Genomic DNA, 12,217 nt, shown 5'->3' with positions numbered 1-12,217 from the left:
AGGGAATTTTATTTCCAGGCATCATTCTGTGTAAGAATACCCTGAGAACTGGTGATCATATTTTGAGGAATGGGGAATCTGCTGAATTTATTGTAATTGAAGTTCGCCCGTTGATATACATTCTTCAGGAGGTTCTCTGTATATCCTGGTACCACTTTATTGTATCGAACCAGGTCAAACCAGCGATGACCTTCCAGTGCCAGTTCTATATGGCGTTCATGCCATATTTTTTCTCTCAGTTCAGCCTTATCTGTAGCGATAATTTCGGGTAGTACCCCTGCGTCGGCAAAAGTTTTATTACCACGCGCGCGGTAACGGATCTGTTCCAATGTAGTAAGTGCGTTACCTGATTGTCCCAACTCATTACTGGCTTCCGCATAGATCAGTAATATTTCTGCATATCGCATGAACATCGGGTTTACATTCTGAAAAGAAAACTCACCGTTGTTCCAATAAGATTTTGGCCAGATCACTTTCTTGTTGGCATAATTAGTATTTGACGGAAAGTATACGCTACCATCTTTGGGGGTATTAGCATTTTTGCTTTCCCATCCTGTTACTTTATCCGTTTTAAAAAAAATGGTGGCTGCTTCACGGGGATCATTCGTCTCATAGCTGTTCACCAGCGCATCAGCAGGATATACCACCCCATCGCCAAATTCACCTGCTACGCCCTGGTATTGTAAATACGGGTTATACCAACGACCGGACCAGATCGTGCTGGTGAATAAATAACCACCAGGCATCATGTTCTCACTGGAGTACAGGTTATCCGGACTAAATAATGCGCGATAGTCTGCAAAAAGACTGTATTCTCCTCCTGTAATTACATCATTCGCATATTGTTGTGCCTTAGTGTAATCCTGCCGGAATAAATATACTTTGGCAAGCAGCCCCTGTGCAGTACCTTTTGTAACATGTCCTAATCCTGCTGCGCCCCATTCTCCCCTGGTAGGTAGTTTTTCAATAGCATATTCCAGGTCTTTAATGATCAGACTATAAATTGCATCTTCATTGCTTTTCGGAATATCATATTCAGCGGCAGAAGGTACATGATCGCGTAAAGGAGCCTGACCAAATACATTCACCAGATCGAAGTTGTAATAAGCCCTGAAGAATTTAGCCTGTGACTCTGCCCTTTCAGCCAGCGTACGGTTTTTCATAGCCGGCGTACGGTCTATCACCTGGTTGCAAAAGTTGAGGTTAGCGTAAGTCCTGTCCCAATATTGTTGTATATATGCATTGCTCGCATCATAAGTATATGATTGAAACATATTCAGCACTGTTCCTATACCATTATTGGTGTTCCCTACAATATCTTCTCCTCCCATTTCATGTGTGCTGAAAGACTGACGGCCAATTGTATATTCACGCCAGCTGATCGTTCCATAGATCCTGTTTACTGCCTTCTCCACATTTGCATCATCTGCAAAGAAGAGTTCATCTGATACTACTGCCTGTGGCGATTTTTCCAGGAATTTTGTACAGGAAACCAACGCCAGGATATTTGTAACTAAAAGAATATATTTAATGTTTTTCATACTGTGTACACTTAAAATGATGTTTAGAGAGTCATATTCACACCTATCCTTGCAGTACCAGAAACAGGGTACGTGCTGAAATCTGTTCCCATTTCCAATACGTTGCCGTTGGCAATCTCCGGTGAAAATCCTTTGTATTTTGTGATGTATAAAGGATTCGTCAGGTTTACATAAATGCGCAGGTTAGAGATCTTAACTTTGTCCAACAGACTTTTCTGCATATTATAGCCCAGCTCCACATTGCGGATCTTACCATAGGTACCATCCTGCACATTAAAACTTGATCCCCATGAGTTGTTGGAGTTTGCTGCCAACCGTGGCATATCAGTATTGGTATTGGTGGGAGTCCATGCTCTTAACCAGTCTTTGTGCAGATTAGTAGTGGTAGTAGTGATCTGGTTACGGGCAGTATTATAAATTTTTGCACCAAAACTGCCCATCAGGTCTATTGCAAAATCAAAGTTTTTATAAGAAGCTGTTAGTGTTAAACCTCCAATAAATTTAGGATGAGGTGATCCTATATTTGTCTGGTCATTTCCTGTAATATACCCGTTGCCATCTGTATCAGCATATATCAGGTCGCCTGGTTTAGCATTAGCCTGGTATTCTTTCCCCTGGCTGTTTTTGCCGTTGTATTCACTGATCTGTGCCTGGCTCTGGAAAATGCCAATTGTTTTGTAGCCATAAAAATAACCGATAGGCTGACCCTTTTCGCCTCGATGTACAGAAGAAGATAAGAATTGGGTACTGGAGATAATCTGACCACCAAAATTAAGTACCGTATTTTTGTAAGTACTTCCTGAAAACCTGATCCCATAATTGAAATCACCTACATGATCGTTCCAGTTTACCAGGAATTCAATCCCCCTGTTACGGATACTGCCTACATTTGAATAGGTTGGTGTTATACCGGCTGATCCTCCGGGTATGGGAACAATCAGGAGTAAATCTTTAGTATCACGGTTGAAATAATCAAACTCCACATTCAATCGCTTATTCAGCGTTCCAAACTCAATACCGGCATCTGTTTGTACAGTGCGTTCCCATTTAATAGCAGGATTTGATGCGTTTGTAACAGTACCATTCACAGCATACACCCCATTGAACAACGCGTTATAAACAGGATCCTGCGTAACGGTACTATAAGCTATATAGTTGTTAATTTTATTATTACCCACCTGTCCCCAGCTGGCACGTAATTTCAGGTTATCTATCCAGGAGATACGCTGCATGAAATTTTCTTCTGATACGCGCCATCCCAGTGCCAGGGAAGGGAAATATCCATAACGGTTATCCGGCCCGAATTTAGAGGAACCATCAGCGCGGAAAGTACCGGTAAAAAGGTAACGGTCTTTGAACGAATAGTTAGCCCTGAAAAGATAGGAAAGCATTGATTCACTGTAAGCAGTGGATGTCACGCTCAGGTTACCTGCAGGTACAGCACCCAGGTATTGATAATCCGGACTGTCAAACGCCAGTCCTGTACCCACTCCTTCAAGTTTATCATACGTTCCGTCCTGTGCGGTGATCCCTCCTAATAAATTCAAATGATGGTCCTTGCCAATTTGTTTGTCGTACGTAAGGGTATTCTCCCATAACCATACTTTATTATTGACATGGTTTTCTGTTAAGGAGTTGCTGGCATGGATCTGATTAGGACTTGAAATGGTATAAGCCGGCTCGAAATAATGGTATCTGTCATATGAATAATCCACCCCATAACTGCTGCGGAAAACTAAACCCGGAATCACCTCATAATTTAACCAGCCGTTGCCCACAAACCGCAGACTCTTATTATTGGCATCTTTACCATAATAAAGTGCTGCATAAGGATTAATGATATCGGGATCTTGTCCTGCGTTAAAATTACCATTGGCATCATATACAGAGATCAATGGTGAAATGCGGACAAGTGCATTGAATACCCGGAGGCCGGAACTACTGGCGATGCCAGTCGTATTCGAATTACTCATAGACAGGTTATGCCCGATCTTTAAACGTTTATTCAGCCTGTATTCATTATTAGCCCTCAATGTGAACCGGTCATAATCAGTAAATTTCATCACCCCGTCCTGCTTAAAATAGCCTCCGCTAATATTATAGCTGGTATTTTCAGAACCACCTGAAATGGATAACTGGTAATCTTTTACCCAGCCCCGTTGGGTGCTTTTATCGAACCAGTTGGTGCCTTCACCCAGAGAGTCTGGATGCGGATAAACATTGGTTCCCGTTATCATATTCTGTAACCGGGCATATTCACTGCCATTGGCAACATCATAACGCCGTGTCAGAAACTGGAAACCTTCACTACCGCTGACATTCACCACTGCTTTACCTGATCTTCCTTTTTTAGTGGTTACCAGTATCACACCATTGGCGCCCCGGGACCCGTAAATAGCAGTCGCAGAGGCATCCTTCAATATTTCCATAGAGGCAATATCGTGGCTGTTCAGGTACTGAATATCATTTACGAACATGCCATCAACTATATACAAAGGATTGGGATCACCATTGGTTCCAATACCACGAACACGAACAATCGGTGCACTGCCCGGTGCCCCTACATTTAATACCAGTACACCGGGAGCTTTCCCCTGTAAGGCTTCTGCGGCATTACTCCCACCTATTTTAGTAATATCGGCAGCTTTAATGCTGGAAACGGCACCTGTCAGGTCGGATTTTCTCTGCACACCATATCCTACTACCACCACATCCTGCAAACCGACAGACTGCGGTTTTAGAATGACATTTCCCATATCAGTACCAGTAGCAGGCAGTTCTTCTGTAGCAAGGCCGATATACCTGAATACCAACACATGCTGATTATCAGGGACTGCAATGCTGAATTTTCCATCAGCAGCAGTCCTGGCAGCAATCTTAGTGTCTTTAACTATCACCTGCACACCGGGTAAAGGAGTACCACTGGAGTCTTTGACAACACCTGTTACAGTTTTTCCCTGTCCATTGCCAGTATGAAAAAACATGACAGAGAATAAAATGAATAATAGAAAACGGTTTAAAAAATACAATAGCGTAGTTTTTTTCATCTCGGGAATTTATTAATATTAAAAAGAGTACGACTTGTCCCTACGTATAGGTTTGGTTGATTATCAGCATTCCAAAAGTACTCTCCTCCCATAAGAAGACAGGGGTCATTATTCGTAAAAGAAGGGGTATTTTTCGCCTTTCCCAGGTTATCAATAAGAGGGGTAAAAATCACTACTAACTGATATTCAAATACATACGTTAATTACAATTGTAGTGCACCCAAAAGCTTGGACGGCTTTTTTGATGTATAAATCATCGGTTTGATGACGACTTCACTTAACATTCGTTAAATTGAAGTCATGCAGAAAACTCCCCTCTTCCCCATCTTACTGGTCACATTCATTGATGCACTGGGATTCAGTCTGGTGATTCCCTTTATGGTAGTGATCGTATTCAAGCTGGGTGGGCATGAAGTGGTGTATGGATTACTAAGTGCTACCTACTCCTTCTTTCAACTGATCGGCTCCCCTATTCTTGGTGCATGGTCTGATAAGTTCGGACGTAAAAAGATCCTGCTGATAAGTGAAGGCGGTACCTTCGTTGCCTGGATCATATTTCTCATTGGCCTGTTATTACCTTATCAGCAAACATCGCTCTTCAGTATACCCCTGCTTTTTATATTTTTAGGCAGAGCCCTGGACGGGATTACCGGTGGTAATGTTTCAGTAGCCAATGCTTATGTAGCAGATATTTCGGCTCATGAAGACCGTAAGAAGAACTTCGGAAAAATGGCAGCGGCTTCTAACCTGGGGGTAATATTCGGGCCCTTACTGGCGGGTATATTAGGTGCAACTGCTATGGGAAATACGTTGCCTGTTATTGCTACCGCCCTCACTTCTCTCGTGGCTGTTTTTGTAATTCACTTCCGTATACATCCGGATAAGCAGACTGTAATTCCAACAATGGAGTTAAACCGTTTTTCCTCTGTACTTAAGCAGACTGATAAAAAAGTGATCCCAACAGTGGAATTATACCGTCTTTCCTCTGTACTTAAATTACCCAATGTCCCCTATTTTCTCACTTTATACTTCCTGATATTTTTAGGATTCAATTTCTTTTATGTAGGGTTCCCTGTATATGCTGCCGGAGAACTACACTGGAGCGTATTACAACTGGGTATCTTCTTTGCTTTTTTAAGCGGGATGATGGTACTGGTAGAAGGACCTGTATTAACTTTCCTTGCAAAGAAATTCTCCGGCGCCTCCCTGATCATTACAGGCAGTTTTATCCTCTGCATCTGTTTCATATTGCTGCAATTCAACAACATAGTGTTAATTTATACAGGCGCCTTGCTTTTTGCTATTGGAAATGGTATCATGTGGCCATCTTTTGTGGCCTTACTGTCTAATACCGGAGATGAACATGTACAGGGTATGATCCAGGGGTTTGCCGGAAGTGCGGGAAGCCTTGCCAGTATTATAGGGTTGGTCTCAGGTGCTTTCCTCTACCATATAGTAGGTTCAGGGTTATTTGTTATAACAGCTACTTTTATGTTATTGATCGCTTTTGCCGCAATACCGCTTATCAAGATCGAAAAAAGTGCTACTCCCTGAAATAAATACCTGAAAACCGTTATTAATAGTTCTAATATATTGCCCAACTTTGCATTAACAAAAACGAACAAACTTATTCAAACTTATATAACCATAACAACCATTTATTGAAAACCGTTTTACAATTTTAACCATATGCTTTATAAAAAAACCAGGTTCCGACTTAAATAAACACACATCTTATATAAACACATATCCTATGGAACCTTATTACTATCCTATGAACCTTATTACTATTCCAATTCCTATGTAGTTCTTGTCTCAGTCCCTATCCTATGAAAACCCTTAGCAGTTACAGGTTCTTATAAAAGAACGTACCAAGAGGCTGACTTAACCGCAATCGAGTCAGCCTCTTTTAATTTTGAAGCAGTTGAATAATGTTTTTATTCTCTCCCATTTCTGCCAGGGAAAGTGCGGTATGTCCTTCTGCTACGATTGTTTTATCAGCGCCATTCTCCAATAGTACTTTCACGATATCTTCATGGCCCATTTCAGCAGCCCTGTGTAATGAGGTAAACCCTCTATAGTCCCGCGCATTGACATTTGCCTTCCACTTCAGCAACAGCAACAGCTGTTCCATTTTGTTCGATTGCACGGCGTTCATCATAGGGGTAGCTCCCTCAGTAGAAATAACATCAGGATCAGCACCCAGCAGTAATAACTGTTCTGTGATACCATCATCATTTGAGATAGACCAATGCAATGGTGCTAAACCATCTCCTGCGAGGTAATTCAGTGAAATACCAGCCGCTAATTGTTTCTCTGCTTCTTTCATATCTCCTCTTGCTACGGCTATATGCAGTAATGAATGCGAGCGTAATGGTTTAGTCGCATTAATCTCAAATGTTTCATCAAATATGCCGATGTGCGCCATCTTACCATAACAAGAAAATGCCCACATGCCTGCTGCTCTGGTAGAAGATATCAGGTCTGCCGGGAGAGGAGCTGGTACTATTTTATTTATAGCATGACTAATAAGGATAAATTTAAGCATGGCTATAGTAAATACTGGCTCTTCTACTTCTGTAAATTTCCCCTGCACTCTTTCGATAATCAGCTGATTATTATGTTGCACAGTCTGAGCTATGACAAATACCTTCCTTAACCAGCTGCGAATGAAGAGGATGTTATTCCCATGGAAATAAATAGCCCACTTATGTTCCATTACATTGGGGATAAACAATACGCCGGGAGCTAAATATCCGTCTATAGGAATGGTAATGTTTGTTTCAATTGTGGTTTTATCTACGGGTTCCTGACCTATGAAGGATGTGCCGTCGTCGCTGCCATATGACACTGCATTTGTAGCCATCTGCGGATCTGAAGATGTTGAGAGCATTTTCTGGGAGATGGGCCTTAAATCCAGGAGCCGTACGCCCCATGGGTTCTCGGATGCTTCTATCCATGGGAGTGGGTTTTCTTCTACTTCTTTCTTTTCTTTTTCTTCCTTTTTAAACCATTTACTAAACAGGGACATAGGTTTTTATTTAGCTTAGGCTAAATATACTTATTTTATTCAATCTGATGCAGACAGGGACAAAAAAGGCGTCCCGGATAACCGGGACGCCTTTTACTATTAAACTGATTCTTCATACACATTTCCAAATCTGTCCGTTACTCTTATCGTAATCTTTTTAGCATCGACAGAAGGTTTTGCAAAAAACATATGATCAGTCAATACAGGTTCTACGAATTTGCGGACTTTAGGAAGTGATGGGCCTGCATACAATTCAAATGCCCAGGGATCATAAGCTACCTTTTGCTCCATCGGCCCCTTCAACACACCATCCTCAAACCACTCTACCTTCCATTTCTTATCCCAGTTCCATACGTTCACAGCCAGTTCATCCGGAGACTCCTTAACCCTGCCTTTCGGATAAATCCTGAGTTGCTTGTCCTTTGCCAGACCGGTAGATTTATAATGCCATTTAATGTCAGAGCCATTTACATCGTATACACCGTAACCACTAGGTGTACCATCTCCACAAATGGGACCAGTCCACCAGGCACCACATACAGTACCGTGATTATGTTCCATGATATTGCCCTCTTCCCAGTTATCATTAAAGTGCGTATGACCACTCATGATATGTACCTTGTAAGGAGCCAGCATTTTATATAACTGCTGCCTGTTGGCTACAGTACCACCATCTGTTACATCTTCAACCTTTCCTGCCCTGCGTGCATTGCCGGTGAAAGTAGGAATATGCAGACTTACTATGATAGTAGTACCCGGTTTTACAAGCGCCAGGTCCTGATCCAACCATTGCAGCTGGTTTTCCGTAATGTAACCTATGTACTTCTTTGCAACTCCTAAAAAGAACACATCATCCAGTACTATATAGTGTAGCTCTCCCCTGTTATAAGAGTAATAAGTAGGGCCAAACTGCTGTTTAAATGTATTCGCAGATTTATCATCCGTACGCGCTTCATTATCCATATCATGGTTACCAATCACGTTAAAGAAAGGAATACCACACATATCAACAGCATGTTTGTAATCTTCGAATAATTCGAACTCATCCCATACCAGGTCACCACATCCTATGCCATGAATCAATGTATCGGCAGGATAAGATTTGATAACAGCTTGCAAATCCGGAACCGACTGACTGATTAAAACCTCTACATCTTTTTTAGTTTTCATCTGAGGATCTGCCCAAACAACAAAGGTATGCTTACGATCATCTACCTTTAATTTCTCCAGATTAAAATCATTTTTATAATTATTCTTAGAGATAGGTTTATAGAATGCCGCAATGCTTTTATGCTCCGGAAATGCATACCCGGAAGGTACACTGATATATACAAATTCTGCGGTGGCATTACTTATCAGTTCGTATAACCCATTCTTATCCGTTAACGTGATATTGATACCATCTGTTACGGGTACTCCCGCAACTCCTTTTCCTTCACACTGCACTTTCCCTCTTAAAGTTATTGCTGAAAGATCAATATTTGTTTGTGATGCTGCTAATGATTTTGCATTCAGCAACGCTGCTGGCATGGTTAATAAAGATCCTGTCAGTCCTACGTTCTTTAAAAAATTCCTTCTGTTGATCATAGATGTTTTATTTGAGTGTAGTAGATCCGGTGCCTTCAATTTCAGTGAGAGCAGATGTTTTAGTCAGCAGTACATTTGTTTGTGTCCTGGCTTTTGTCCATTTCCCTAAAGCCGGATTATAAGTACCCCCCAACATGTAGAAATAACCCAGATCGGCCGTGTTATAAGCAAGGCTGATCGTATTGGAACCACTTCTGTAGAATGGTTGTTCCTGTAAGGTGACAGGATTTATCACATCGTAGAAATCCGTATTGGTAATGCGATAACCTTTAGCCGGCGGGCCTTCTGTATACAAACTACCACCTGAAGAGATAAAGATAACATCTACCGGACGGGAGTCTACAGTTACGACTGAATCCTTAAATACAGCCATCCCGAAAGCATTCCCACTGTTAGCCATCAGTCCACCGGTTTTGGTACCAAAACCATCACCATCATTGGTTACATAATTGAAAGCCCTTATCCAGTTAGAAGAACTTATACTCGTTGAAGCAGGACCATTGATCATCTTTCCATCACCTCCCACATAAAAGAAAGTTCCTTTAGCTGCTTTACCAGTATACAGATTCAGTTTAAATGTACGCATGCTGCCGGTAGCCCATCCCTTGGCAGGGTAACCGGTAGGGATAGAAGCATTCGCATTATTGGTTACCACCACAGCATAGGGAGTAGCAGCAAAATCAATATCCTGCGTGGCCATCATCTGTATGTATTCATAATTGCCATCTGCCCCTTTTACATCACTGATAAATCCTGTGATGAGAACAGACGCAATTTCTATGGTAGAACTCAACACCACCACATCATCACCCTTACGCACACGGAACTGTGGTGTTCCATTTACATTAAACATTATTCCGTAGAAATTAGCGCTTACCGGCATCAGGCTATCTGCGAACAAAGCCGTAGCTTCTGTATGCAAAGCAATATCCCCGAATCCATCATTCAGCACCTTGTCACCTGATAATTTATCTTTTGGCCCGGGCAGCGGATCAAAGCCTCCCTTTACAACAACAGCCAATGTACTTTCGTAAGCATCAGGGTTAGCAACGATGAGGTTCGTCGTTACCCTGTTAACAGGGATCGGATTTCCGGAAGATACTTTAGTGATATCTTCTTTTTTAATACCTGTGAGTTCCAGAATACCATCTACCTTCTTTAATACTTTCCCTTCTACATGAATGATGAGGGAATCACCTGGTACATAATCGGCAGCTTCTGTTCCTAAAGGAATAGAGATCCCTCTTAACTGAGATAAACGGCGGCTATCCTGTACTACCAGCAAACCGGCAGGTAAGTTACCACCGGAATGGTCCGATACCACCATTACGGCTATACTGTTTGATCCGTACATGTTATCGGTTGTCAGTACAACATCGTTTCCCCGGTAGAGGTCTCTGATATCATAGAGCGCTATATATGGACTGATACTTCCACCCGGATAAGTATCCTTTTTACATCCCCACACAAAAAGCAAGGCTGCGTATATCAATATTGTTCTCATTGTTTTCATAATTAAGGTTTTTGCCACCATACCTGTGTAGAGATTACATCAGATCCCTGGCCAGCTACAGCAAGTTTATAGTTCGTAGGATTGGTGGATTGTACATACACGGGATAAGTCATCCTTGCCGGCATAATACCACCATTCTTTAACCCTGGTCCTTTAGGTAATAAAGGGTGTCCTGTACGACGGTATTCAAACCATTGTTCCATATCTTCCAGGAAAAGTGCATAGTACTTCTGTAAGTGGATCTTCTCCATCTTCTGGTCCAGCGTTTCACTTTCTACCCATTCAATATCCGCGGCAGAGAGGAATGTTTTAATATCCATGGGCCAGGTGGGTATCCATTGGGTAATGCTGCTTAAAGCCCCATCATTATAATAGGTTTCCGCAGAACCACCGATCCATCCTTTTGCAGCAGCTTCTGCCAAGATAAACTTCAGCTCTGCATAATTCATGATCATACCTGTTAATGGTTCTGTCATTAAAGAAGAAGTAGATGTATTCGAGTAGAAATAAGATTTTTTAATAGGATTATCTCCGGGAGAATAACCACTTGGAATGCCCTGATAAGAACCCGAATAAGGCGCTATCCCCCACCTGTTGATACCATTGCTGCCATAGGTAGGAATATCAATACGGGGATCATTCCAGGAAGCTAAATGATCGATAAAGAAACTGCCTAAACCGGGCGCTTTGAAATCCTGTTCTCTTACACTCAGATAAGGAGATGAATAAGGCCCTATTCCTGTCCATCTCAAAATAGCCGATTCATCATTGCTGGCCATTATAGGATATTTAGCTGCATTCGTTTCTACGATATCCTTAAACTTTGCAATACAGCTATCGGAGACTTCCGCTTTACCGGAAATTCTTAACAATAATCTCAGATATAATGAATTGCCGAACTTACGCCACTTCTGCACATTCCCGCTATACACAGGATCTCCGCCACTGATCGCAGTGCCCGTAGTTAACAGCGTATTTGCCTCTTCCAGTTTCTTGAAAATATCCAGGTAGATATCTTTTTGTTTATCAAAACGGGGTTCGTAAATAGCGCTATCTTTGGCCAGGTTGGATTCAAAATAAGGGACATCACCATAGGTATCTGTGAGCATGGAATAAATCCACGACTGACAGATTAAAGAGATACCCATATAGGATTTGTTATAGTTCAACTCCTGACTGGCAATCTTATAGATATCTTTAAAATTGGTAAGTTCAGAATACCATCCGTTATAGAGATAATCTGCCCAGGTAGCGCGGTAATCATATCTGAATACTTTCCCTTCCGCATCTCCCAGATCTACCGTTACCTGCATCAGCTCATTATTAAAATTGCGGTTGCGCAACATGTTGTATGATAAAGTGCTGACTAATGCCGGTGGTAAAAGCTGTTGCGGTAATGCAACAGGTGTACCATTAGGATCCGTATTGATCTCCTGGAAATCTTTTGTGCATGATGCCAGCAGGATGCTTAACATCAATATTATTTTCTTCATCTTAC

7 protein-coding genes are annotated in these 12,217 nt (G+C 41.8%); 1 reads left to right on the top strand and 6 read right to left on the bottom strand.

What is annotated here, in order from left to right; genetic code table 11:
* Nucleotides 1–8: 8 nt before the first annotated feature.
* Nucleotides 9–1,541, bottom strand: coding sequence for a RagB/SusD family nutrient uptake outer membrane protein (locus BMW86_RS30750; RefSeq protein ID WP_089787531.1), 1,533 nt, complete (start codon nucleotides 1,539–1,541; stop codon nucleotides 9–11).
* A gap of 23 nt (nucleotides 1,542–1,564) precedes the next feature.
* Nucleotides 1,565–4,525 carry a SusC/RagA family TonB-linked outer membrane protein gene (locus BMW86_RS30745; protein WP_089787529.1) on the bottom strand — a complete coding sequence of 987 codons (2,961 nt, stop codon included), beginning with the start codon at nucleotides 4,523–4,525 and terminating at the stop codon, nucleotides 1,565–1,567.
* Between the two features lie 363 nt (nucleotides 4,526–4,888).
* Here BMW86_RS30745 and BMW86_RS30740 point away from each other — a divergent pair, with 363 nt between their 5' ends.
* Nucleotides 4,889–6,142 (top strand): MFS transporter, encoded by a 1,254-nt coding sequence (locus BMW86_RS30740; RefSeq protein WP_089787527.1) that lies wholly within the window; start codon nucleotides 4,889–4,891, stop codon nucleotides 6,140–6,142.
* Between the two features lie 355 nt (nucleotides 6,143–6,497).
* Here BMW86_RS30740 and BMW86_RS30735 read toward each other — a convergent pair whose 3' ends face one another.
* The 4 genes from BMW86_RS30735 to BMW86_RS30720 form a co-directional block, all read right to left on the bottom strand.
* Nucleotides 6,498–7,619 carry an ankyrin repeat domain-containing protein gene (locus BMW86_RS30735; protein WP_089787525.1) on the bottom strand — a complete coding sequence of 374 codons (1,122 nt, stop codon included), beginning with the start codon at nucleotides 7,617–7,619 and terminating at the stop codon, nucleotides 6,498–6,500.
* A gap of 99 nt (nucleotides 7,620–7,718) precedes the next feature.
* Nucleotides 7,719–9,206, bottom strand: coding sequence for a calcineurin-like phosphoesterase C-terminal domain-containing protein (locus BMW86_RS30730; RefSeq protein WP_089787523.1), 1,488 nt, complete (start codon nucleotides 9,204–9,206; stop codon nucleotides 7,719–7,721).
* A 7-nt stretch (nucleotides 9,207–9,213) separates the two neighbouring features.
* On the bottom strand, nucleotides 9,214–10,710 hold the full coding sequence (locus BMW86_RS30725) for a DUF5689 domain-containing protein (protein WP_177189451.1): 1,497 nt from the start codon (nucleotides 10,708–10,710) through the stop codon (nucleotides 9,214–9,216).
* An 11-nt stretch (nucleotides 10,711–10,721) separates the two neighbouring features.
* Nucleotides 10,722–12,212 carry a SusD/RagB family nutrient-binding outer membrane lipoprotein gene (locus tag BMW86_RS30720; RefSeq protein WP_089788298.1) on the bottom strand — a complete coding sequence of 497 codons (1,491 nt, stop codon included), beginning with the start codon at nucleotides 12,210–12,212 and terminating at the stop codon, nucleotides 10,722–10,724.
* Nucleotides 12,213–12,217: the final 5 nt, after the last annotated feature.

The organism is Chitinophaga sp. YR573, from assembly GCF_900110995.1.
Lineage (GTDB): Bacteria > Bacteroidota > Bacteroidia > Chitinophagales > Chitinophagaceae > Chitinophaga.
Note: the sequence above shows the minus strand (reverse complement) of the source record. Positions and strands in the feature narration are given on the sequence as shown.